Raw genomic sequence first — 24043 nt, forward strand, 5'->3', positions numbered from 1 at the left:
TTTTATTTCTTGATAAAGTTGGCCGGATTCTATTTCACATTTCATTTTTATCTCTTATTTTTGTGGAAAATTAAAACATATTGCTTATGAAGACCGTAAAATTGATAACTTGTAATGATGCAATGAGAGCGCATATCCTTCAAGGAGCATTGGAGAATGAAGGCATTGAGTCTATTCTGCATAACGAGCATTTTTCTACTTTGTATAAAAGCTATGCGAGCAGCATTTCAGGGGTAGATATATTGGTGGCAGAGGAAGAGTATGATAAAGCTGTTCAAGTGTTGAGGGATAACGATAGCTGGCCGGAGGAGTTGACGCTTTGTCCGTACTGCGGTTCATCGGATATCCGGTTGATTTTGAGAAAAGGAAAGAGATGGCGTGCGATGGGAGCTGCTATCCTTTCGGCATTGGCGGTTGCTCCTCCGGGAGACAACCATTGGATCTACACCTGTAAACAGTGTCGTGAAAACTTTGAAATGCCGGTTTCTAAATTTGATCCTTCGGCAGTGGCAAAGGAATAATTATATCTAACTATATAACAACATAATGAAAAAGAAAAAACTTTTATTAATTGCTCTTCTTTTACTTCTGGTGGCTCCCTCTTTTGCTGCCAAAGTAGATACCTTATTAGTTGAAAGTGCTTCCATGGATAAGGAAGTGCAAGTGGTGGTGGTAGCGCCGGATGTTGCGTTGGGAAAGAAGGCGGTTGCTTGCCCCGTCATTTATTTGTTGCACGGTTACGGTGGGAACGCTAAAGCATGGATAGGTATTAAACCGAATCTTCCTCAAATTGCAGACGAGAAAGGAATCATATTCGTTTGTCCCGACGGAAAGAATAGTTGGTACTGGGATAGTCCGCTCAATCCGTTTTATCGTTATGAAACTTTTATTTCATCGGAATTGGTGAAGTATATCGACGAGCATTACAAGACGATTGCCGACAGGAAAGGACGTGCCATCACCGGATTGAGCATGGGTGGACACGGGGCCATGTGGAACGCTATCCGTCATAAAGATGTATTTGGTGCTGTGGGAACTACCAGTGGCGGGATGGACATTCGACCGTTTCCGCAGAACTGGGAGATGGCGAAGCAGTTGGGCGAATTTGCCGCTAACAAGAAGGTATGGGATGAACATACGGTCATCAACCAGATTGATAAAATAAAAAATGGGGATTTGGCAATGATCATCGACTGTGGTGAAGCGGACTTCTTCCTGAACGTGAACAAGGATTTACACAACCGTCTGTTGGCGCGAAAGATTGATCACGACTTTATCACTCGTCCGGGTGGGCATACAGGAAAGTACTGGAACAATTCCATTGATTATCAAATCCTGTTCTTTGATAAGTTTTTTCAGAAATAAACCGGAGAATACTTGACTTTGGCTTTTCAATGTCGTATCTTTGTACATAGAATCATAAAATAGATTGAGGTTAAACTACGATAGAAGGAGGAAGTGAAAGCTTTCTCCTTTTTTTGTTGCATGCTGCAGTGACGGAGGACCTTATTCCCGTTTGTAGCGGTAGTAAGCCGGTATATAAAGAAGTTTTAGTGACCGGGGGATGGTAAATCGCAGGCTTTATCAAGGTAAATCATACGCTCTGTTTGGTGTAAAGCGATGCTCTGTTTGGTATAAACCGACGCTTTGTTTGGAAGATACGGAATAAGGCCGCTGTTCTGTTAATAATGCGTAAATCTGCTCTTGACAAATATGAATCTATTCGATAGTGATTGAGATGTTGCGTAAGTTGGGATAATAAGTATCGAAACTCTTGCCTTGATAGAATGTCTGGCTCTTTATATGTGTTGGAATTCCTTTATCATCGAATTGATAGGTATAGTCGGTATATTCATCATCATTCCCTTCGGGGCTGGTATGTGCAGTGAGATGGCGGGGAGATTTGCCCAATAATCCGGCATAAACGGCTTCTATATGAAGAGTGACGGGGTGAGTATCCAACAAACCCAGGCAAGGTATGTAATATTCGTAATTCTCGTTTTCGTCCGGTTCGTAGTGGATAGTGTTGCTTATTCCGTTTAAAGATGAAGTGACGGACGTCAAATCTCCGTCATCGTAAGTGAACGTCGTGATAGAATATGGTTTGTTTTCAATCGTTTCATTTAGTTGAATCAAATAGTCTTCAGCGGAGTAGGAAAATAGATATTCACGCTTTTGGGAAGCGGTACTATACATACATCGGGTGGCGTAACCTTTGTCATTTAATATATAGGACAGGGTGATTCCTTCTGTTAGTACGTCCACTTTATGGTCGGAATAGGTAAGGCTTGCTTCATAATTGATTTCGCTTTCTAAGGCTTTCTGGTTGACACTGTGCTGTATCAGTTGCTGTCGGTCGAAAAGAAATGTCTCTGTTTTATATACAGGATATGAGTCATTTATGATGGTTTCATGGAAGACAATACTCCATCGGTTGTCTTCTATATGATGCTCATCATCAGGCTCTTCAGAACAACCCAGGAGTAAAGCTGTAATGAATAGAAAAAAGATTTTTTTCATTTCGCCTTATTGGATTCTTAGTCCGTTGCCGCCCGTATATCGTCGGCTTGCGGGACTTATTACATTTTTCTCTATCTTGAATTGTTCCTTTGCTTTATCTTCCGTATCTTCATTAGTGGTCGGCGGATAAGTACCGTCGATTACTCCGAGAGCTATTTTCAGTAGTCTTTCATTCGGGTCACCGAACGGCAGGAATTCACTGTAATTGGCAACTCCGTCAATCGTTGTTTCACTGACCTTAAAATTATTATTAGGTGCGATAGCCCCCCAATTGTCACGCGTGGAATTATAGACTGTACAGACTACGGGATTCACAGACCATAGAAATTCTTCATTGATAAATTGCTCTGTTGCTACGGTTTGCCCTTTGGTGGTACTACCAATGGCAATGACAGGATAAGAATCTTCCAAAAAAAGACTTCTGATTAACATTTCCGGCGCTCCCGCCGTTGTCCCGCTGGTGATTACAAATAGACCGGGTAGGTTTAGATTAACCCCTGTCTTTAGTACTTGGGGATCAAAGTTTATTGTTGTATTCTTATCCCTGTTCTTGTCATTGTATTCCAGATAAGCCATCGGTTTGTTTAATCGCTCGCCCGAAGTTAAGATGGTGCCTAATAGCTGAACGCAATCCAATGAACCGCCTGCATTGTATCGTAAGTCGAGTACGACATAGTCCTGCACACCTGCCGCTAAGAATTCCTGTGAGACTTTACGCAGTTCGTCATTGTATTTTTCCGGATCTGCTTTTGTCCCTGCCGTAAAGCTATTGTACATAATGTAACCGACTTTCTTGCCGTCATCCAGTGTTAATATCTTAGTTTGATGTACCGGATTATCTTCGACAATTCGTGCGGCGGGTAAATCCAGCGTCCTGTTATCCGGTACTACCTTATACTGATATGCTGTTTCTCCACCTTCTTCTCCCTCTTCCGGTTCGACAGGAACTTTTTTCCATACTCCCATCACTAAATCCCGGGCTTCTGTTCCTTGCAGCAGTTGCGTTTCATATCTCTTGCTGATATAGGAGGTGTCCACTTTCATAATCCAGTCGCCGCGCATCAGTCCGGCTTCTGCCGCCGGTGAACCGGGAATTACATAAGTAATCAATGCATTGTAGGCCGTATCAATATCTACGCTTCGGACAAGTGAATAGTCAAATCCGTAGGTAGGCAGCGGAGTTTCCATCACGGAATCCACAAACGAATAACTGTCGTTGGGGGATTTCACTTTCGACAAGAACGAGGCTGGATCCAGAAACAGATTCAAATCATTGTTGTCGGAGGGTAGATCTTGATACCACAGATAGTTCTGCTGCATGATGTCGTACATCCATGAATCCAATGCGATCTGATGGGCATACTCCGGCCAGCGGTCGACACCACAGGAGAAAAAGCCACTGATAAATGCGATGCTCAGGGCAGGCATGAGGATTATCTTTCTTACTTTCGTCATCATAATAAGCTTTTTACTGTGCAAATGTAGGAAATACTTTGTTTATCTACCACATTTATGGTATAAAAATGCCTCCAATATGTGGTTGGTTATTAGAGATTCTTGCTTTATCTTTGCAGTCTGGAAGATTTTAATAGGTATTCGCTTAGAACGTTATTAATAGGAAAATCATTATTTATGGATATAGCTGCATTATTATCAGGGGGCGTCGACAGTTCGGTTGTTGTACATCTCCTTTGTGAACAAGGATATAAGCCCACTCTTTTTTATATTAAGATAGGCATGGACGGAGCGGAATATATGGACTGTTCGGCAGAGGAAGATATGGAGTTGTCTACCGCTACGGCACGTAAGTACGGTCTCTCTTTGGAGGTAGTGGATTTGCATCGGGAGTATTGGGAGAATGTGGCAGCCTATGCCATTGATAAAATCCGGCAGGGATTGACGCCGAATCCGGATGTGATGTGCAATAAGCTTATCAAGTTCGGCTGCTTTGAACAGCGTGCCGGGAAAGATTTCGATTTTACGGCAACCGGTCATTATGCCACCACCTTGCAACGTAACGGTAAAACTTGGCTGGGCACAGCGAAAGATCCTGTGAAAGACCAAACGGACTTTCTCGCACAGATTGATTACCTGCAAGTTTCCAAACTCCTGTTTCCCATTGGAGGATTGATGAAACAGGAAGTGCGTGAGATTGCAAGTAAAGCCGGATTGCCGAGTGCCAGAAGAAAGGATAGTCAGGGCATCTGTTTTCTCGGAAAGATAAATTACAATGATTTCGTCCGTCGCTTTTTAGGAGAAAAGGAGGGGATGATTATAGAATGGGAAACCGGGAAGAAATTGGGTACGCATCGCGGCTATTGGTTTCATACGATCGGTCAGCGGAAAGGGCTTGGATTGAGCGGTGGCCCCTGGTTTGTAGTAAAGAAGGATATAGAAGAAAATATAATTTATGTGTCCCGTGGCTACGGTGTGGAAACACAGTACGGCAATGAGTTCCGGATGCATGATTTCCATTTCATTACTGATAATCCATGGAAAGGAGAGGAAAAGGAGATAGACATCACTTTCAAGATTCGTCACACGCCCGACTTTACCAAAGGAAAACTGATAAAGGAAGGAGAGAAGGAGTTCCGTATCTTGTCCTCCGAAAAGCTGCAAGGCATTGCTCCGGGACAGTTTGGAGTGATTTATGACGAAGATGCGAAAGTTTGTGTAGGAAGTGGAGAAATCGTCTGTTAAATAGGCGTATAGGATTGTCCTTATGGAGCAATGTCAGATATAGTATTCGGCTAAATCCACAATTCCTGCCCTCATGGCATATTTAGTAGCCTCATACATATTATTCACTCCCAACTTACGAAAGATATTCTTACGATGGCTGTTGATTGTATGGAAACTAAGTTTTTTCTCTGCAGCAATCTCTTTCGTTGTTTTCCCTAATGCGATCTCTTTTAGGATATTCTTCTCTGTTTGCGTCAGCAGATGATCATCCATGCCTGACGCTGCCAGCGGAGAAGAAGCTCCCGAAAGCAGCAAATTGCTCACATGACTGCAAATATACCGTTGTTTGCGGGTAGTGCATTGAATGGCAGTCATGATTTCTTCTTTTGAGTTATCTTTCATCACTACCCCGAAAGCCATGCTGCTGAATAGTACCTGACGGAGAAAGTGCAGACTCAGTTCATCGGAGAATAGGATCCAGTCGGCTTCTTTGAATCTTTCCTGCAAGATGAGCAATTCATCTACCCCGGTAAAATTGAACAGAGTATAGTCCAGGATAATCACTGCTTGCGGATACAGTCGTAGCTGCTGAATCAGTTCGGCCTTGTTGTCAGCCTCTAAAAGGAGGGATACCCCCTTTTGTTTACTCAACAGGAACATCATTCCCGCCTTACTGATATCCTGATTGTCTGCAATGATAAATTCTCTCATAAGCCATGTTGAATAAAAAGACTCCGCTGCAAATGTACGCATTTTGTGCGATTGGCAGCAGAGTAATGATAAGATTCTTAAGATTCGGATGACCAGGGACGCCTGATCCACCAGTAACGGATGAACAACACTCCTGTCAGGATGAGGGCAATAGATAATCCGGTATAGAAAACTGAAATGAATCTTTCGGGCAGAAGGTGGAAGCTGCGTATGGTGATTCCTAAAGAAATCATGAAGATCATTGTAATCCAGCTTTTCACATCGAAAAAGGAAAACGGGCAATTTCTGTGTTCTTTCTTTTGTTCGATTCGCCGGGTATGTTTATAATAGAGTCTTCTGAATATCAGAACGAAAAATAACAAGAAAACAACGATCGTTTCTCCTATCTTGAACATCCAATCCTGAGAGGTGTTTAACCAGGTTACAATTCCTATTCGCAGTATATTGGCACCGGCTATCATCCAGACGATACCGGCTGTGATAAGTAAGATGTCTCTGTTAACTCCGTATTTCATGGGCTTTTTATTATAATAAACGGTTTGACTGTCCGTTTTGTTTCAATGACTGTTTCATGCGGCAAAGATAAAAAATAAGATGTTTATTCGATGAAGAAAGTGGTGGAAACTGTGTTGCCTTCTCCGTCTACTGCTGTCAGGGAATGTTTACCGGGAGTAGGTTGCAGGGAAATTTTGTGGAAGTCCTGTGTCTGTGTCTGATAGGTGTCGTCGAGATGCCAGAAGAGGGTTGCATTGGGATTGCTGTGTGCCAGTTCGACAGTGATAAAGCCTTTGCTGCCATCCAGTTGCTTGGGTAACTTGATGTGGGCATTCATCGGGGGGTAGATGAACTGCATGGGTTGGAAAGAATCTTCTCCGCAGCCGGCTTTGAAAGGTGGCAGCGGTTTATATTCCGGATGGTGCTGTTTATAGAACCATTCCCATACGGGAGGCAGGGTAAACCATGATTTCTGAATGGTGGGTTCTGTATGGGTACAGTTCTCATAGATGCGATGGCTTTCGTTAGCGGATAGTGTGACGAGGTGGTGGTAAGGGCAAGCCTCTGTCCGTAATCCGGCGGGAAGGATCGGTACGGTATCGGTCTCTTCACAGAAACGTCCTTTCAGATGACCGGAGCGGCGGCATATTTCTGCATCAACGAAAACTCCTGTGGGACGTTCGAACCAGGGGGAAGAAGGGAGATAATTGAATATATCGAATAATACGGGACCGGCAGTTTGCGCACCGATCAATCCGGGTTTACCTTCTCCTGTTGCATTTCCTACCCATACGCCTACTGCATAGCGGGGAGTCACGCCGACAGCCCAGGCATCACGGAATCCGTAACTGGTTCCGGTCTTCCACGCAATAGTTTGCATGGAAGGTATTGATTTCCAGTCGATCTCTTCAGGCCGGTTGACTTCTGTTAAGGCGGAAAGGGTAAGCCAGGCTGCTCCTGCATCAGCCCAGATAGTTTCTTCCGAATCTGTTTTTTCTTCTGTTTCCAGTAGTATCTGTGCCTCTTTTCTTTGGGAGACATTCATAGAAACACGGTGGTGGGAGAGGCTTCGCCCCATTTGTGCATAGGCATTTGTCACATCCCACAGGGTAGCTTCTGCTCCTCCTAAAATGAGTGACAATCCATAATGAGAGGCTGACCGGTTAATCGTCTTGAACCCCATTTGTTGCAGCATGTGATGGAATTTAGGTACTCCATACCTTTGTAACATCGTGACAGCCGGGATATTCAATGAGCGGGCAAGAGCTTCGGAAGCAGGAACGGCTCCTTCAAACTGCATACTGAAGTTTTGTGGAGTAAAACCGTTGATGTTAACGGGTATGTCCGGCAACAGCATTTGCGGTAATAGACTACCTTCCTGTAGCATGGCACCATAGAGAAAGGGTTTTAAAATACTGCCCGTACTTCTGGGGGACTGAATCACATCTACTTGATTCCCTTCTTGTTTACGGTCGAAGTGTACATTTCCGCAGTAGGCTACCACTTGATAGGTAGGAATGTCGATAACTAAGATGGCCAGGTTACGGATATCACTTCGATTAAATTCGTTACTCCACCGTTCCGCCAAGTTCTCTATATGGGTTTGTATTCCTTTATCGATGGTTGAGCGGGTGTATAATCCGTTTCTTTCTTGATAGAAGTGAGTTACCAGGTGAGGGGCTATTTGAGGAAGAGGGTGCGGTTCGTCAGGTAACGGTTCGCTGATAGCCAATTCATAGGTAGACGCATCGATAATCTCCTTTTCAAGAAGTTGTTTCAATAAACGGTTACGTTTGGAAAGAAGTCTCTCTCGTCCTTTGGATAGATGAATCATGGCGGGGGCATTGGGCAGGACAGCCAACATGGCAGATTCCGCCCATGATAAATTTTCCGCAGAATGACCGAAGTAACGCCAGGCGGCAGCATCCAGTCCCACTACATTGCCTCCGAATGGTGCATGGGAGACATACATGGAGAAGATTTCTTCTTTGGAAGCCCGGAATTCCAGACGGGTGGCCCATACCATTTCAATGATTTTCTCTCCGATAGTTCTGGGCTTGTTCCGAGCGAGACGGATGGTTTGCATGGTAAGGGTACTGCCTCCGCTTACAACACGTTTGTTCTTCAAATTTTGATAAACCGCCCGTCCGATAGATAATGGATTAACTCCCCAGTGGTGGTAAAAGTGTTTATCTTCAAAGGTAATAAGGCATTGCTTGATTTTCTCGGGTGTTGTCTTGCGGGGAGGAAACCGCCATTGACCGTCCGAAGCGATACGGGCTCCCAGTAATTCTTCGTTTCGATCAGTCACAACGGTGGAGTAGGGTACATGAAACAGTTGCCGGGGAAGGCAAAAGATGTATCCTATCACCAAAAGAGCAATGCTTATGGTCATTATTTTCTTAGCAACAGATAACCGTTTGAAGAATTTTATAGGATTCATTTAAATCTAAGGTACATATCTTTGTGACAACCGTGCCTAACATTTATCGACTGACAGTCGTCCTTCCGGCTTTGCTGCGTGCCTGTACGTTTACATCATACATCGCTTCACATTGAACGGCGGGAAGAATAAAGTTACCTGCATAAGTAGCTTGCAGCCTGACAGTGAACACTTTGGTTTCACCACGACGCAAATTGAAATAAGTCAATACCCTGTCATCGCGTATATCCTGATAATTATATTTGCTGACGGATTTACCGGAACCGTCGGCTGCTACGCTTTCCGTTTCGGGGGCAACCATTCTTTCGTTGTATATCTCCCAACCGGACGGTATGATATGCGTCAGTGCCAAATGGTTGTAATCGGAAGTTCCGCTAATATTGGATATGGAGATGATAGCCGTAAAGTCAGTTCCCTGTATAATGTCATTGACAGAGATCGGTGTACCGTTCAGGTTGGCATATCTTATATCCATGCGGAGGTGGTCACTGATAGCCGGCAATGTATCGTTCAACAATTGTGTGCGTGTGATAAGGTCTACGCCCAGGACTCCTTTCCCTTGATTCTTCACAGTAATCATACCGGATGGGGGAGTGGTGGCTATCTCCTTCTCAAACACAGCCTTGGCCGATTTCACGGCAGGTTGTTGTCTGCCGTTCCATGTCCATACGAAATCCAGTGTGCCTGACAGCTTTTCAGCCAGACGTCCCATGCCCATCAGAGCAAAAGCGGTGGATTGTGTACTGAACCACTCCTCTTGTGACAGATTCTTTGAAACGACTTTCGCCTGCTGCAAAGCATCCCGCTCCCGGTTCATCAGGATCAGTGTCTCCAGAATCATCGCTTCATCACGGTCGGAGGAACCGTAAATCTGATTCATGGAAGAGTAGGGGCTTACTGTTGTTTCCGCATTGTACACCAGTTCTCCAGCCGGTTTCATCTTTCCCACCAGTGCATAGGTTGCTGCCAGTCTCCATTTAGCCTGAATGGATAATCCGGCCTGCTCTTTCATCCGGTTCATGGCTCCATATTCAGGTACTCCTGCCAATGCAAGCGTATATAAACGGAAAGCCTGTTGCAACTCCGACTGCCATTGTTGCCAGCCGCTTGCATCCTGCGGTATCCGCCAGTTTTGCGCGGCAGCACGTTGAAAACGCTTCCACTTGTTCAGCACGTTCGAATGAACGGCATATCCTTTTTCTTGTGCCAGTGTCAGGAACATTCCTGCATACGAACTGATCCATTCGTCGGCAACAGTATTTCCCGGCCAATATACAAATCCGCCATTGGGGAGCTGACGACCATAAATCTGCCGGATAGCTTCCTGTACATTTGTCTTTATCTTTTCGGCTTCCGTCTTATCTACTGTTTTGAACTGACCGATAAACAGAAGAGGCAATGCCTTGGAAGTCAACTGTTCCGTACAATGGTGCTGATAGTTGTATAAGAAGTCGAAACGGCGGCTGATGTCAACCGAAGGTATGCGTGATACTTCCAGCTTTATCTGGCTGTTTGCAGAAGAGCTGCTTAGATGGTATGAAAGTTCTTTGCTTTGTCCGACTTCTACCCATTGGCTGTTGCGCAGGGTAACCACGGGGTTCGGGTTGCGTACTTCTATTTCAATGGTTTCTTTCGTCTGTTGTCCGCCACCATTGGCTGTCAGATGGATGGTAGCCTTTCCTGTTTGGCTACCTGTTTTTAAGGTAAAGAACACGAGCTGGTCACCCGGTTGGCTAAATGAGAGCGATTGCCGGTTGGCCCCTACAACCTGTACTCCTCCGCCGGATGCCTGAAGTGATACGGTTACATCCTTCACTTGATTTTCCATTGCAAAGATATTGACCGGAACGGTGATTTCTTCCTGAATGCTAAGTACACGGGGCAAGGTGGACAACATCATTAACGGAGTCCGTACGAAAGCCGTTTTTTCCGCATTGCCATACGCTCCCTCTTGTCCGGCAACCACCATGGCGCGTACCGAACCTACATACATCGGAAGTTTCAGCGTATGCGTCCGGCTCTTACCTTTTCCCAAATAGAAAGGACCTACAAACTTGACTACCGGTTTGAAGCGGTTCGCTTTTGCATCCGCAGGTTTCAATGTAGCGTCTCCACCTGTGCTGAAAAGGGAACTGTAACTTCCGGCGTAAGCTCCCAATACATGATCATACATATCCCATGTCCGGATGCCGAGTGCTTCGCGTGAATAGAAATCATTCCATGGGTCCGGGGTTTTGAAATTGGTAAGATCCAGCAAACCGTCGTCTACAATGGCTAATGTATAAGTCATCGGTTTTCCACTCTTTTCGCTGACGGTCACATTGAAGTTTGTTTCCGGACGTAACACTTCCGGCATCTGTATCTGCGGTTGCAGCACTGTCTCACGGTTAGTCACGAATACCGGAACGACCCCATACATACGGATAGGCAGGTCATTGACAGTTTGCGCATGAGGTTGTAGCAGAGTGATATGTAGATATACGTTGGGAGTCATCTCCGGTGTAATCTTGAATGTATATTTCGTATCTTCTCCGTTGGAAACTTCTATCCATTCTTGCCGTAACACGGTAGAACCGTTTTCTATAGATACCAGTGCACGTCCTCCTGCTGCTGCAGGAATGATTGCTGTGGCTGTCTCTCCGATTTCATAAGAATCTTTGTCCAGGGAGAAAGCAAGCATCTTGATGCCACTAGGATCGGTTTTGTTCGAACGTCCCCGCCATTCCGGCCAGTCGATATAAATGGTACCTCCGGTGGCATGTCCGCTCTCTTTATCTTTTACGTAAACCAGATAGCGTCCCCACGATGGATAAGAGACATGGAATTTGAAAGATGCTTTTCCGCCTCTTGTCTGTAAGTTGCCACTGGCAACAGGAGTGATGGAACTGTTGTTGATGTATGTCCCGAAAGATTCATTGCTGTTTTCCCACCACCAACTCCAGTCGATGCGATATATTTTGTATTCCAGATTGTAACTGTTCACTAGCCGTCCCTGTGAGTTTACAGTGACAATATCGAATACATGATTTTTGTCAGTTTCAATATATTTGCCTTTCGGCTGGTTCAGATTGATACCGACATAAGAGGTGAATGGTGAGAATGGAATTGTTTGAGTGTAGATGCTGGCATCTCCTCCCGGTTCGAACACGCGAGTGGTGAAAGTGGCATTCAGCATACCCGGTGCTTCCGTTGCAGTCGGGACTTTCAGTGTGACGCCTGCTCTTCCTTCTGCATCCAGTGTACCGTCAAATATTTCTGTTTTGATAGTCGTGAAATCCGTAGCCGGATTATTAAAGATATATTGTTCGTAATTCTCAAACTGTGTATTTACTTTCGATAAAGACATTTCGACTTTGGCTTTCAGTTTGGAGGCAGTTGCTCCTGTCAGCCAGGTTGAAGTGAGTGGGGCGTACCATTCTTTGTCCTCAGCTTGAAGAACCTTCGGCAATGCCAGATTTATTTTCAGGCGGTTGGGCTTTATGGTTTCGATACGCAAACCTTTGTGGAAGGTGGTTCCTCCCACCTTGATATACGCATTCCAAAGCCCGGTCGGGTCTGTTGCCTGTGTCGGAACATCGAATGTATAAAATCCGTTCATTCCTTGTGTTGAAATCATTTTCGTGTAGAACTGTCCCTTCGGATTGTAAATCTCCAGTGCTACGGGGTGCTTGTCGGGGATTCTTTTTTCGCGGTCTTCCAATATAAAGGAAATGTGTAGCGTGTCTCCCGGACGCCATACCCCTCTTTCGCCATATATGAATCCTTTCAGTCCCTTCTGAACATCTTTTCCTCCCACATCGAATCTGCTGACAGACTGTTCTTCACCGTCCACAACGCGGACATATGCCTTTTGCTTCTCCGATTCTGCCACGATAATGAAAGGCACACCGTTCGGAGTAATTTCCACAAATCCTTCTCCATTGGTTTCTCCTTTTCCTATGGGTTGTAACTGGAAGTTATACGCTGTTACCTGTGCTTTCCCTATCGGTTTTGTATCCAAAACATTACTAACGGCAATCCACAGCTTATTCAGTGAGTTCCGTTTAACAATCATTCCCAGGTTGGAAGCAAAAACATTGCAGGCAGCAATCCGATCTGAAGTCATGTAATAAGACGGATGGCAGGGATTGTCGCGTTCCGCCCATCGATACACACTCCAGTCCGTTGTGCCGCCGTTATAATAATAGTAAGCTTCGGGAGTGTCCCAGATGGCTTCATCTTCTTCGGACAAGACACTTCCACTTACTTTGGTCAGCCCGTCAGAGATGTTGTTGTCGGTGAATTTCATATCCTGATTCTCGCCCCCTCCACAAGGATAGGCAGAGTATTCCTGCCGGAATGAAAGTATCACACGATAGATGGCACCCGGTTCCTGATGAATTAATCCGGCAAGATCTATCGAGTAATCTCCCCAATGATGAATGTCTTTGGAAGCATCTTTGGCAAGCCATAATGTTTTCTTGTAAACCAGTCTTCCCGAACGGCGCAGCTCATTGGCAGAGGGCAGTGAATTGGTTTGCATGAACATCAATACATTGTTCTCGAAAATACGGATCACGCTCAGGTCCACCGCATACAGGTTGACAGCCCTGAAAGGGATAATCAGACTTTTCGAATCGGGTAGGATAGCGGCAGTAGTAGACATTTCCACTTGTGGTTTCAAGTTCACTTCACTGAATGAGATCGTATGGGAAGTTCCCAACGCTTTACCTTGACTGTCTTTGACTCCTTCATGGATATTCAACGTCAGTTTATTCAGTGTGTTTGCTTCGAAATATAGATAAACTCTGTTCTCGCTGATTTGGAAGATTGATGAGGAGATTTCCGGGATCTCAACCAGTCCTTTTAAATCCTGGGTAGTGGATAAAGGAGCGGAAAAAACAATCTCGATTCCATTTTCCGGTTGGTCGATACGTTTGGCAGACAGGAAACGGAAACAATCTTTTGTCGGTATCAGCACTTCTTCACTTTGTTTACGTTCGATGCCGACCAGATTGCCGTTGGCTGTGATAGTTAAGGAGTAATCAGCGGCTTCTCTGGGGACTTGTCGGATAGTGAACGAATACCGGGTATGGCTGTCTGCCGCGGTGACTTCCACCGGATAACTCTTTTTCCCGTCACTGGCAGTCAACATCTTTTCTACCTCTTCCTTTTTCACTACATCGCTGAAACGTATCTCTCCTTTCACATTTATTTCATTCGGTTGGGTAGCTGTAATCGACAATGGTTCCAGTTGCAAGGTGAAGTTACGTTCCTGTACACGGAATGAGAAGTTGAACTCTTTCAGCTTTTTATCGACTTCGATGAAATCTCCGAGCAGGAAAGTTCCTTCGTAAAGTGCTCCCGGTTTCAGCGCCCCTTCTTCAGGGACAAATTCAATGGTGTTGTTGCTAACCCAATATGCTTTTCCTTTTAATGAAGGTGAGAAACTGAACGGATTGTTTTTTAACTCATTGTTCAGATCCACCATGGGCTGGTCATGGGTCAGTTCTATGCGTATGGTCGAATTTTGCGAAATAACTCCTCCTGTATACGCATTGACATACGGTGCATAATCGGCAGAAGGAATAATGTCTTTTTGAGTATGTGTGCATGAATATAGGCCTACAGTCATCATGATAAGTAAGCATAGTCCGGTAGCACTGATGCTACGTGTAGTCTTTGTTAATCCCATAGCGAAGATTTTTTTATAATTCAACAAACAAATATACAGCTTTTATGCTAAATCCTTTGTTATTCTGATTATTTTTGCAAGTTCTTAATCAATTTTTATGGGGAAAAGGAAAGTTTTTGTGCCTTGGAACAAAGTGTTTCAAGCAATTGAAACATCTTGAAACAAAGAGTCATGAAATATTGAACTTATACAATAATCGCTCATCAAATGCACTGGCGGAGTCTTTCGATGCTAAAATCAAACTGTTTCGGGCTAATCTAAGAGGAGTCGCAGACAAAAAGTTCTTTCTTTTTCGAATTGCTAACTTATATGCATATCCCCATTAATTTGCTACTGAGCCGTTGTTAGGGACAGCGTCAAAGATTTCGTATTCTGATCAGGTGGGGCACTCTCCTAAATAATAGAAAACCACACCCCTCTCCATCACAGAGAAAGAATGTGGTTAATACAAAAAAAGGGGTTTCTTTTTATAATTCCCGTATGTTGTTATAGAAAATCATTAATATCTACTTTCGTATAAGTAAGGTTTTCACCTTCATCTGTTATTTTAAGCGTATTTCCGCTTATTTTTACTGTCACGGAATAAGTACCCCCGTTTTCCTTTATCGTGAGCTTGGTTCCACTTAATTTATAAGTAAAATTTTCTGTATCACCATACTTATCAAAGAAATAGCCATTTCCTTTTCCATCAAAGTACCAACCTTCTTCTTCACGTTCCGAATACCATGCTCCCTTAATATTATCGTTGTTAGATTCATCGGCAACATCATGATATTTACAATACTTATAGGTACGAGTATACTCCCCATCTTTTTCCGTTAAAGTCATGGTATCTTTTATTTCACCTTTCTTTAACTTAACCTGATAAGTATATTTATCTCCATCTTCATCGGTAATAGTCAATTGGTTATTGGAATAGCTCCACTTAATTTCCCATCTCTCTTCGGATTTTATCTCCCATTCTATACCGGTACCGTCCTTATAAAAAATATATCCATCAGATACTTCTTCACCGCCATCATTTTCACGTACCCATTCTCCTACCAAGCTCTGTAATGTATCCTCACCTTCGTCTTTTTCATCATCATTGCAGGAGACTAGCCCCATGCATAATATTACTATAACAATAGGTGTAAAAAATCTAAATGTCTTCATGTTTTTCTTTTTGTGTTAGAAACTATATCCTAATGTTATTGAGGTTGTTCCTATTTTAGTTTTCTTACACAGTTCGGTAATATCCTTGCCATATCCTACCCCTACGTACAGTTGGTTATAATAAAGACCTACTCCTAATTGCCAACCCATTTGGAAACGTTTCCATGTGGCATCTTTATTTCCAGTCTCTTTTTTGTCAAACAAATTACTTTCTTCTCTACCAGATATTCCGTGATCTTCTGCATAATCCTCTTCGTAATCCTGCCAAAATTCCTTTTCTGTTGTTTCTTCATCCAAATCATCTACTAGTTTATGTTTGGCTTTCCCTAGAAGATTCCCTTTAAAATTAATTCCAACATAAGGAACGATAGAAATATTCTTATTAGACAAAGAAAATTTATATGCCAAATTCACAGGAACCTTTAGTGCCAGATGGGTATATTTTAATTCTGCTTTAGTGCCATTAATAAGTGTATAATCTTGCCCTTTCTCATTTTCATCAACTTTATAAAATGAGTACATGGCATTTACACCTATTTCCAAGAAGATTGGAAATTCCTTTGCAATGCTGAACCCTTTAGTATACTCAAGCGCAATCCCCGTTCCATTAATATCTTCAGCATCTGATTTATCAGATGTAATTTTTAGGGGATTATATGAAAGAGAAATCCTTTGCCAGCCATTAGTGTCTACATTGCGCGATGAACTTTGTGGCATAGTTCCGGAAGTCGAAGTATTAGAATTTGCGAATTGTGCTGACGCAGCGTTTGTTATCAATATTAAACTAGCTGCTAGAAAAAGTTTCATTGTTTTCATTGTTTTTTATGCTTTTAGTAAATTAATAAGAAAAATTCATTCTCCAAATGTTTGCAGTTCCTGTTTGGTCTCCACGTTGGGAGATGAAATAGATATATTTACCATCTTTACTCCATACAGGACTAAGATCATCCGCTGCGTGATAAGTAATTTGTGAAAATCTTGTTCCATCAACTTTGCATACAAATATATCTGTGTTGAGATAGCTGAAGTTATCACCATCGATTCTGCTGTCTCCTACAAATAGAATCCATTGACCGTCTGGTGAAAGAGTGGGAGTAGTAAAACTATGCTGCGGATCAGAGACAATACATTCTTCTACACCTGTTTTATAATTAATTTTCCATATCTCGCTTTTTCCAGTTCCACTGATACGTGTACAAAGAAATGCACTTTCTTTGTTTATCGGACATGGATTCATTCCATTGCTATAATTAGATAAGAAGTTATTTTGAATATTATAGCTCCATATGCTTATTCCTTTCATCTCTTGCCGTGCAAAAAAAATCAATTTCATATCTGAGGAATATATGGGAGAGTAATCTTGGTTTCCATTAGTGATTTGCCTGCAAACGTATCCACTATTCGCATTAGTCTGAAATATTTGATTGGTATTTCCTCTTGTTTCAGAAAAACAGATATATTTTCCGTCTGGAGAATAAGAGAAGTCTAATACCCCTGTTCGGTTTGTTCTCTGGATAGAACTGCCTTGTTTGCTTAATTCTTTAATAAATATGTTGGTTGTATTATTTCTGTATGAAAGATAAGCTATATTTTTTCCATCTACAGAAATATCTAGTATATGGTTAGAAAGCCAATCTATTTTTCCTGACGAACGTTTTACAACTGGCATGCATACATAATCACCGGACGACGTTATTTTCATAAAATCTATTCCAGATTCTTCGGGTACTGATACAATAGAGTAGTCAACTTGTTGTGCGTAAGTGTAACTGCATATTGTAAATAAAGAGATTATTGATATGATATATTTAATGTTTTGCATATCTATAATTTTGTTTTATTTCTAATGCAAAGATAGCTTGTAAAACGTATAAGGTTAAAAATATGTTGTTGTAAGTATACATACAGAACTGTAGAATATTATTCACGTGTTAGTTGCTAATTTTCGGATGTATTGTTTGTTCTTCTTCAAATTCGGAAAAATAGTAACTGAAGAAGTTATGATTTAATATATAACTAATGCGTAATAGTAACTCTGTGTCAATACTCTTTCTTTTGAATATAGAGTACACGTTTGTTCGATCGCAATATAGTTTATTTGCAAACCAGGTCACAGAACGTTCTTGACGGTGAAGTTCCATTTCAATCAGTTGTCCTATATGTATCATACATTCGAGTGATCTTCGAGAGTTTAATAATTCTTTTATTTATGCCATTAGTTTCTCTCTCTTATCTCCTCTCTTTGTTTATCTCTATTGAAGAATATGTAATATCGTTTTATATTATTGTTGTGCAAAGGTATGTTTATAGTTACTTGATAGCATAATATTATTGTAGATAAGTAAACAACAAAAGTGTAGATAAAATGTAACATTCTTCATAATAGTTCACGCCCATAGGACGTAAACTTTCAGTTACTTATTCTCGTTTGCTTCAAATTGGCGGTTTTCAGAGAGCTAAAAGCTCAAGTATCTTTTAATCAATATAGGAATGGAATCGCTATTCCGAAAGTTTTTGTTTTTATAAAAAATAAGAGAGTGCTCAATACGGCACTCTCTTTATATATAAAAGTAATAAATTACTTACTCAAAGCAGTAGCTACGTCAACCGCACAAGCCACTGTACATCCCACCATCGGGTTGTTACCGATACCCAGGAATCCCATCATTTCTACGTGAGCAGGAACAGATGAAGAACCTGCGAACTGAGCATCTGAGTGCATACGACCCATCGTGTCGGTCATACCATAAGAAGCAGGACCGGCAGCCATGTTGTCCGGATGAAGAGTACGACCTGTACCACCACCTGAAGCAACGGAGAAATAAGGTTTACCTGCAAGAACACGTTCTTTCTTGTAAGTACCTGCTACGGGATGTTGGAAACGAGTCGGGTTCGTAGAGTTACCTGTGATAGATACATCTACACCTTCTTTCCACATGATAGCCACACCTTCGCGAACATCGTCAGCACCATAACATTTTACTTTTGCACGAGGACCGTCAGAGTAAGCGATTTCGCGGACAACTTTCAGTTCACCTGTGAAGTAATCGAATTGAGTCTGAACATAAGTAAAGCCGTTGATACGAGAGATGATCTGAGCAGCGTCTTTTCCAAGACCGTTCAGGATGCAACGCAACGGTTCTTTACGTACTTTGTCTGCTTTGGCAGCGATTTTGATAGCACCTTCGGCAGCAGCAAAAGATTCGTGACCTGCCAGAAAAGCGAAACATTTAGTCTCTTCGCGCAGCAGCATAGCAGCCAGGTTACCATGACCGATACCCACCTTACGGTCGTCAGCTACAGAACCGGGAATACAGAATGACTGCAGACCGATACCGATAGCTTCAGCAGCATCAGCAGCGTTTGTGCAGTGCTTCTTAAGAGCGATGGCAGTACCTACTACATAAGCCCATTTTGCATTTTCAAAACAGATAGGCTGAGTTTCTTCACATGTTTTATAAGGATCAAGTCCGGCAGCTTCGCAAATAGCGTTAGCTTCTTCGATGTCTTTGATGCCGTTAGCGTTCAAGGCTTTAATGATACCTTTCATACGACGGTCTTGGCTTTCGAATTTTACTTCTCTAATCATAGTTTCTTTCCTCCTTATATTATTCGTGACGTGGATCAATAGATTTAACTGCTCCCTGTTCTGCTGTTACGCGTCCGTAAGTACCTGTAACTTTTTTCAAAGCTTCGTTAGCATCGGTACCTTTCTTGATTTCCTCCATGAACTTACCCATGTGTACGAATTCGTATCCGCAGATTTCGTCGTTCTTGTCCAAGAAGATCTGTTTGATATACCCTTCTGCCATTTCGAGGTAACGGGGACCTTTGGCCAAAGTACCATAAAGAGTACCTACCTGGCTACGCAGACCTTTTCCCAAGTCTTCCAAACCTGCACCGATGATCAATCCTCCTTCAGAGAAAGCAGATTGAGTACGTCCGTAAACGATTTGCAGGAACAGCTCGCGCATAGCTGTATTGATAGCATCGCAAACCAGGTCAGTGTTCAATGCTTCAAGGATCGTTTTTCCCGGAAGAATTTCAGCAGCCATAGCAGCAGAGTGAGTCATACCGGAACATCCGATAGTTTCAACCAAAGCTTCCTGAATGATACCTTCTTTAACATTCAGTGTCAGTTTACAAGCACCCTGTTGAGGAGCACACCAACCAATACCATGTGTCAAACCGGAAATATCAACGATTTCTTTAGATTTTACCCATTTGCCTTCTTCGGGTATGGGAGCCGGTCCGTGGTTAGGACCCTTCTTTACAACACACATGTGTTCCACTTCGTGTGAATAAGTCATAATTAGCTCTTTTTTTAGTAATATAATTAAAAATACGTAGTCACGTTTCTCTAAATCGTCTACAAAGGTAGTCTATTTATTTGTTTCTGCAAATTGCCTTTTATTACTTTTTTGTGAAAAGAGACAAATCGCTTTACGTTTTTCATCGTTTGTAAAGTCGGGATTGCATTTGTGAAAGATTAGAGCCGGGGAAACTATCTATTCTTTGCTTTGTTGTAATTAGGAAACAAAAAAAGACTGTCTAAACTTGTCAGACAGTCTTTCTTATTATCGTTATTCAAATAATAGCTTATTCCAGTCTACGGGAACCGTCACCGATTACTACGTCATACACTTTCGGGCTTCTGCCGAATTTAGCTTTGAAAGCATCTTTTGTCTTTTCAACGAAGTTGTCATACAACTCTTCTTTCACAAGGTTGATGGTACAACCACCGAAGCCACCACCCATTACGCGTGAACCGGTTACACCGTATTCTTTAGCGCAGTCGTTCAGGAAGTCGAGTTCTTCGCAGCTTACCTCGTATAACTTGCTCATGCCGTGATGAGTTTCATACATCTTCTTACCCACAGTTTCGTAATCATCCTTTTCCAATGCGTCACAAACGTCCAGTACACGTTGGATTTCTTCGATTACATATTCTGCACGCATATAGTCTTCAGCGCTGATATCAGCTTTTGCTTCTTCCAGCATAGCCATCGTACAGTCGCGCAGGAATTCTACGTGCGGATGTTTTTTCTGGATAGCGGCAACAGCAGCTTCACAGCTTTGGCGACGTTTGTTGTAAGCAGAAGAAGCCAATTCGTGTTTCACCACCGAATCTATCAGAACCAGACGATAACCTTCCGGATGGAATGGGAAATATTGATACTCCAGTGAACGGCAATCCAGACGGATCAAGCTGCCGGCTTTACCGAATACAGAAGCAAACTGGTCCATAATACCACAGTTCACACCACAATAGTTATGTTCTGTAGCCTGACCCACTTTAGCCAATTCGAATTTATCGATTTTGTTTTCACCGAACAGTTCGTTCAATGCGAAAGCATACGTACTTTCCAAAGCAGCAGAAGAAGACATCCCTGCACCCAGAGGCACATCACCCGCAAAAGCGGTATTGAATCCCTTCACTTCAACGCCACGTTTAATCATTTCACGGCATACACCGAAAATATATCTCGCCCAGCTGGTGCGTGGAGCATCTTCCTCATTCAAACCGAATTCTACATAATCCTTCAAGTCGATAGAGTAAGCTCTAACTTTGTTGGTACCGTTAGGTTTGATTTCAGCAATCATCCCTTTATCTATCGCGCCCGGAAATACGAATCCACCGTTGTAGTCAGTGTGTTCGCCAATTAGGTTGATACGGCCCGGAGAAGCATATAGAAATCCGGTAGTACCGTCAAAATGTTTAATGAATCGACTTCTTACATATTCTGTATCCATGATATTTATATTTTAAAGGTGAATAAATTAATTATATTGTTATTCCACGGGAATATCCTTGTTGACATTTTTGCAACCGATCTTGCTATAATATAAAATATAGACCAACATAGCGATAATCAGCCAGTAGCTTGTGATCGGGTTGGTTGCTTTGGCTATGAAGTCTTGAATCAATGGCATGATACCGCCACCGACTACCATCATCATGAATAAGCCGGATGCAGCAGCTGTATACTTGCCCAGTCCTTCTACGGCAAGGTTGAAGATGCCACCCCACATTACAGAAGTGGAAAGTCCGCATACTGCAATGAGGAAACATTTCATTGGAATTTCATTTCCCTTGAATTCCACAGTGACTGTTTCAGGCATGAGGATAGCAATCAGCAACATGATAATGGCAAATAGAGAAACGGCAGTCATTTGTGCAGTAGTTGAAATTTTTCCACTGATGATACTGCTGGAAGCACGGCCGATAAGCATCAAGAACCAGTAGCTGGCAGCCAATGTACCGCCTATGGCTGCAGAACCTTCGAATCCCAGATTCGTGATATAGAAGTTTAGCTGTGCCGGTATACCGATTTCTACACCCACATAGAAGAAGATGGCAATAACGCCCAACAGGCAGTGGCGGAAAGCCAACGGACTGTGTTCAAACTTCTTGTTTCCTGTGTTAGCTTGCGGTTCGGGGATGGCGACAAATGAAATGATGATGAATGACAGGATGAATATACCGATACCGATGAACAAAAGAGGAGCTACATTACTCATGCTTGTTTCTGCGGTAACTTGTCCGATCAATACACCTACCAATAGCGGAGTCAATGTTCCGGTCAGTGAGTTCAAGGTACCCCCGATTTGAATCAACTGGTTCCCTTTGTTCCCGCCGCCACCTAAGAGGTTCAACATCGGATTTACTACAGTATTCAGCATACATACACAGAAACCGCAGATAAATGCGCCTAACAGATAAATAATAAGGTTCAAGGCAACGATTTGATCATCATAAGTGAAAGTCTCGATGTCTGCTCCGAAAATACTGGAAAGATATTGTACTATCAATCCGACAGCACCTACTGCCAAAGCACTCAACGCTGTTTTCTTATAGCCGTATCTGACAAGCATTTTACCTGCGGGAATACCCATAAACAGGTAAGCCGCAAAGTTCATCATGTTTCCCATCATGGCAGCCCAACTATATTGGAATCCCCAGATATTACCGAATGGAGCGGCCATGTTAGTAACAAAAGAAATCATCGCAAAAATAAAGCACATGGTGATAATAGCGATGAGATTACCACTCTTTTTTACTTGTGTCATGGTTCAAAAAAAATGTTAGTTTATAAATTAGGTTAGTTATTTTTCAAATCTTATTCTTCTACGGTAAATTTATAGACAGTGATCTGTTGGTATTCATCTCCCGGCAGTAAAGTAGCCGATGGGAAATGTGCTTTGTTCGGCGTATCCGGGAAGCACTGTGCTTCAAAGCAGATGGCGCTTCTGGCAGGGAATGTAGCTCCGTGTGCACCTTCAAATCCGTTGAGCCAGTTGCCCGTATAGAGTTGTACCCCCGCTTCGGTGGTATATACTTCCATGATACGTCCGCTTTCCGGATCCTTGCAAGTGGCAGCCAGTTCGAGCGAACCGCTTTCCATCTTGTTCAGTACATAGCAGTGGTCATATCCTGCACCGAAAATCAATTGCTGGAATTTCTCGTCGATACGTTCGCCTACTGTGTGCGGAGTACGGAAATCCATCGGACTACCCTCTACTTTAGCGATTTCACCGGTAGGGATAGAAACTTCGTCGATAGGCGTATAGAAATCAGCGTTGATTGTAACGATGTGGTTGTTAACGGTAGGAGTGGGGTTGGAAATACCGGCGAGGTTGAAGAAACCGTGGTTAGTCAAGTTAACGACTGTAGCTTTGTCGGTGGTAGCGCGGTATTCGATATTCAGTGCATTTACTTCGTTGTCCAGGCGGTAAGTCATTTCTACTTCCAGATTGCCGGGAAATCCCTCTTCGCCGTCAGCAGAGACATAGTTAAATTGCACTGTACTCTCATCAATCCGGACAGCGTCCCATACGCGGGCGTGGAAACCGGTAGGCCCTCCATGCAGAGAGTTAGGACCGTTGTTAATGGTGAGTTCATGTTTTTCACCGAACAAGGTGAATTTTCCTTTCGCGATACGGTTGCCATAGCGTCCGATAGTAGTGCTTAAGAAAGGTTCCGGGCTGTTGATGACGTGGTCGATGCTGTCGTGTCCGAGGATTACATTGGCATACTTACCATTTTTATCCGGTACCATAATAGAAAGAATGGCGCATCCGTAATTGGTTACAGCTACTTCCATTCCCTTTGCGTTTTTGAGGATAAATAAATCAGTTTTCTTATCATTTATCTCCTTTTGGAAATCTTTCCGGCTGAGCCCTGATAGATTCCCTTCTGTTGGGAATGTGTTATTCATGTCTGGTATGATTAAAAATTTCCTGCAAATAAAGGGAAATTCTTTCTTTCTCACAAATTATTCCGTCTAAATATAGTGGATGCTTTAGGAAAGTTTAGCTTTATGATTCCATCTTCTTCGGATACAAGGACAAAAGATTCTATC

The 24043-nt window shown here is 42.8% G+C and carries 19 protein-coding genes; 4 read left to right on the forward strand and 15 right to left on the reverse strand.

The features are described from left to right. Positions 1 to 86 precede the first annotated feature (86 nt). The gene (locus tag AB9N12_RS18345; protein ID WP_369893538.1) at positions 87 to 521 is read left to right on the forward strand and encodes a DUF2007 domain-containing protein; all 435 of its coding nucleotides are present in this window, start codon (positions 87 to 89) and stop codon (positions 519 to 521) included. 25 nt (positions 522 to 546) lie between these two features. Further along, entirely contained in the window at positions 547 to 1365 is an 819-nt protein-coding gene (locus tag AB9N12_RS18350) for an alpha/beta hydrolase (protein WP_369893539.1), read from the forward strand. Between the two features lie 354 nt (positions 1366 to 1719). Here the strand turns inward: AB9N12_RS18350 and AB9N12_RS18355 are convergent, their stop codons facing one another. Together AB9N12_RS18355 and AB9N12_RS18360 are read right to left on the reverse strand one after the other, a co-directional pair. Then, positions 1720 to 2520, reverse strand: a complete 801-nt coding sequence (locus tag AB9N12_RS18355; protein ID WP_369893540.1) for a DUF4595 domain-containing protein — start codon at positions 2518 to 2520, stop codon at positions 1720 to 1722. A gap of 6 nt (positions 2521 to 2526) precedes the next feature. Then, positions 2527 to 3978: a S41 family peptidase gene (locus AB9N12_RS18360; protein ID WP_369893541.1), complete on the reverse strand. Its 1452-nt coding sequence runs from the start codon at positions 3976 to 3978 to the stop codon at positions 2527 to 2529. Positions 3979 to 4152: 174 nt separating this feature from the next. Here AB9N12_RS18360 and mnmA point away from each other — a divergent pair, with 174 nt between their 5' ends. Beyond that, on the forward strand, positions 4153 to 5220 hold the full coding sequence (gene mnmA / locus AB9N12_RS18365) for a tRNA 2-thiouridine(34) synthase MnmA (protein ID WP_369893542.1): 1068 nt from the start codon (positions 4153 to 4155) through the stop codon (positions 5218 to 5220). 33 nt (positions 5221 to 5253) lie between these two features. Here mnmA and AB9N12_RS18370 read toward each other — a convergent pair whose 3' ends face one another. The 4 genes from AB9N12_RS18370 to AB9N12_RS18385 all read right to left on the reverse strand — a co-directional run bounded on the left by AB9N12_RS18370 (position 5254) and on the right by AB9N12_RS18385 (position 14525). Then, positions 5254 to 5913, reverse strand: a complete 660-nt coding sequence (locus AB9N12_RS18370; RefSeq protein ID WP_369893543.1) for a LuxR C-terminal-related transcriptional regulator — start codon at positions 5911 to 5913, stop codon at positions 5254 to 5256. A 77-nt stretch (positions 5914 to 5990) separates the two neighbouring features. Then, on the reverse strand, positions 5991 to 6428 hold the full coding sequence (locus AB9N12_RS18375) for a hypothetical protein (protein WP_369893544.1): 438 nt from the start codon (positions 6426 to 6428) through the stop codon (positions 5991 to 5993). Between the two features lie 83 nt (positions 6429 to 6511). Then, positions 6512 to 8851: a penicillin-binding protein 1C gene (gene pbpC, locus AB9N12_RS18380; protein WP_369893545.1), complete on the reverse strand. Its 2340-nt coding sequence runs from the start codon at positions 8849 to 8851 to the stop codon at positions 6512 to 6514. Positions 8852 to 8894: 43 nt separating this feature from the next. Continuing rightward, positions 8895 to 14525: an alpha-2-macroglobulin gene (locus AB9N12_RS18385; protein WP_369893546.1), complete on the reverse strand. Its 5631-nt coding sequence runs from the start codon at positions 14523 to 14525 to the stop codon at positions 8895 to 8897. A gap of 74 nt (positions 14526 to 14599) precedes the next feature. Between AB9N12_RS18385 and AB9N12_RS18390 the strand changes: the two genes are divergently transcribed. Further along, positions 14600 to 14851 carry a transposase gene (locus tag AB9N12_RS18390; protein WP_369893547.1) on the forward strand — a complete coding sequence of 84 codons (252 nt, stop codon included), beginning with the start codon at positions 14600 to 14602 and terminating at the stop codon, positions 14849 to 14851. Positions 14852 to 15011: 160 nt separating this feature from the next. On the opposite strand, the gene AB9N12_RS18395 is transcribed toward AB9N12_RS18390, so the two are convergent. From AB9N12_RS18395 to AB9N12_RS18435, 9 genes are all read right to left on the reverse strand, one after another. After that, the gene (locus tag AB9N12_RS18395) at positions 15012 to 15680 is read right to left on the reverse strand and encodes a hypothetical protein (RefSeq protein WP_369893548.1); all 669 of its coding nucleotides are present in this window, start codon (positions 15678 to 15680) and stop codon (positions 15012 to 15014) included. A gap of 15 nt (positions 15681 to 15695) precedes the next feature. After that, positions 15696 to 16496, reverse strand: coding sequence for an outer membrane beta-barrel protein (locus tag AB9N12_RS18400; RefSeq protein WP_369893549.1), 801 nt, complete (start codon positions 16494 to 16496; stop codon positions 15696 to 15698). 22 nt (positions 16497 to 16518) lie between these two features. Then, on the reverse strand, positions 16519 to 17502 hold the full coding sequence (locus tag AB9N12_RS18405) for a hypothetical protein (protein ID WP_369893550.1): 984 nt from the start codon (positions 17500 to 17502) through the stop codon (positions 16519 to 16521). A 109-nt stretch (positions 17503 to 17611) separates the two neighbouring features. Then, a complete protein-coding gene (locus AB9N12_RS18410; RefSeq protein ID WP_369893551.1) occupies positions 17612 to 17848 on the reverse strand; it encodes an XRE family transcriptional regulator in 237 nt (78 codons plus the stop codon). Positions 17849 to 18258: 410 nt separating this feature from the next. After that, positions 18259 to 19269, reverse strand: coding sequence for a GGGtGRT protein (locus AB9N12_RS18415; RefSeq protein WP_369893552.1), 1011 nt, complete (start codon positions 19267 to 19269; stop codon positions 18259 to 18261). Positions 19270 to 19288: 19 nt separating this feature from the next. Then, on the reverse strand, positions 19289 to 19990 hold the full coding sequence (locus AB9N12_RS18420) for an iron-sulfur cluster assembly scaffold protein (protein ID WP_369893553.1): 702 nt from the start codon (positions 19988 to 19990) through the stop codon (positions 19289 to 19291). A gap of 289 nt (positions 19991 to 20279) precedes the next feature. Next, positions 20280 to 21434 (reverse strand): galactokinase, encoded by a 1155-nt coding sequence (gene galK, locus AB9N12_RS18425; protein ID WP_369893554.1) that lies wholly within the window; start codon positions 21432 to 21434, stop codon positions 20280 to 20282. A gap of 39 nt (positions 21435 to 21473) precedes the next feature. Next, a complete protein-coding gene (locus AB9N12_RS18430) occupies positions 21474 to 22751 on the reverse strand; it encodes an MFS transporter (RefSeq protein ID WP_369893555.1) in 1278 nt (425 codons plus the stop codon). Positions 22752 to 22801: 50 nt separating this feature from the next. Then, positions 22802 to 23899: an aldose epimerase family protein gene (locus AB9N12_RS18435; RefSeq protein ID WP_369893556.1), complete on the reverse strand. Its 1098-nt coding sequence runs from the start codon at positions 23897 to 23899 to the stop codon at positions 22802 to 22804. Positions 23900 to 24043: the final 144 nt, after the last annotated feature.

The sequence above is a fragment of the Bacteroides sp. AN502(2024) genome (assembly GCF_041227145.1).
Lineage (GTDB): Bacteria > Bacteroidota > Bacteroidia > Bacteroidales > Bacteroidaceae > Bacteroides.

What these genes read in the sequence shown, in the direction of transcription:
- AB9N12_RS18345 (WP_369893538.1), top strand. Translation starts at nt 87, where the DNA reads ATGAAGACCGTAAAATTGATAACTTGTAATGATGCAATGAGAGCGCAT.
- AB9N12_RS18350 (WP_369893539.1), top strand. Translation starts at nt 547, where the DNA reads ATGAAAAAGAAAAAACTTTTATTAATTGCTCTTCTTTTACTTCTGGTG.
- AB9N12_RS18355 (WP_369893540.1), bottom strand. Translation starts at nt 2,520, where the DNA reads ATGAAAAAAATCTTTTTTCTATTCATTACAGCTTTACTCCTGGGTTGT.
- AB9N12_RS18360 (WP_369893541.1), bottom strand. Translation starts at nt 3,978, where the DNA reads ATGATGACGAAAGTAAGAAAGATAATCCTCATGCCTGCCCTGAGCATC.
- mnmA (WP_369893542.1), top strand. Translation starts at nt 4,153, where the DNA reads ATGGATATAGCTGCATTATTATCAGGGGGCGTCGACAGTTCGGTTGTT.
- AB9N12_RS18370 (WP_369893543.1), bottom strand. Translation starts at nt 5,913, where the DNA reads ATGAGAGAATTTATCATTGCAGACAATCAGGATATCAGTAAGGCGGGA.
- AB9N12_RS18375 (WP_369893544.1), bottom strand. Translation starts at nt 6,428, where the DNA reads ATGAAATACGGAGTTAACAGAGACATCTTACTTATCACAGCCGGTATC.
- pbpC (WP_369893545.1), bottom strand. Translation starts at nt 8,851, where the DNA reads ATGAATCCTATAAAATTCTTCAAACGGTTATCTGTTGCTAAGAAAATA.
- AB9N12_RS18385 (WP_369893546.1), bottom strand. Translation starts at nt 14,525, where the DNA reads ATGGGATTAACAAAGACTACACGTAGCATCAGTGCTACCGGACTATGC.
- AB9N12_RS18395 (WP_369893548.1), bottom strand. Translation starts at nt 15,680, where the DNA reads ATGAAGACATTTAGATTTTTTACACCTATTGTTATAGTAATATTATGC.
- AB9N12_RS18400 (WP_369893549.1), bottom strand. Translation starts at nt 16,496, where the DNA reads ATGAAAACAATGAAACTTTTTCTAGCAGCTAGTTTAATATTGATAACA.
- AB9N12_RS18405 (WP_369893550.1), bottom strand. Translation starts at nt 17,502, where the DNA reads ATGCAAAACATTAAATATATCATATCAATAATCTCTTTATTTACAATA.
- AB9N12_RS18410 (WP_369893551.1), bottom strand. Translation starts at nt 17,848, where the DNA reads ATGATACATATAGGACAACTGATTGAAATGGAACTTCACCGTCAAGAA.
- AB9N12_RS18415 (WP_369893552.1), bottom strand. Translation starts at nt 19,269, where the DNA reads ATGATTAGAGAAGTAAAATTCGAAAGCCAAGACCGTCGTATGAAAGGT.
- AB9N12_RS18420 (WP_369893553.1), bottom strand. Translation starts at nt 19,990, where the DNA reads ATGACTTATTCACACGAAGTGGAACACATGTGTGTTGTAAAGAAGGGT.
- galK (WP_369893554.1), bottom strand. Translation starts at nt 21,434, where the DNA reads ATGGATACAGAATATGTAAGAAGTCGATTCATTAAACATTTTGACGGT.
- AB9N12_RS18430 (WP_369893555.1), bottom strand. Translation starts at nt 22,751, where the DNA reads ATGACACAAGTAAAAAAGAGTGGTAATCTCATCGCTATTATCACCATG.
- AB9N12_RS18435 (WP_369893556.1), bottom strand. Translation starts at nt 23,899, where the DNA reads ATGAATAACACATTCCCAACAGAAGGGAATCTATCAGGGCTCAGCCGG.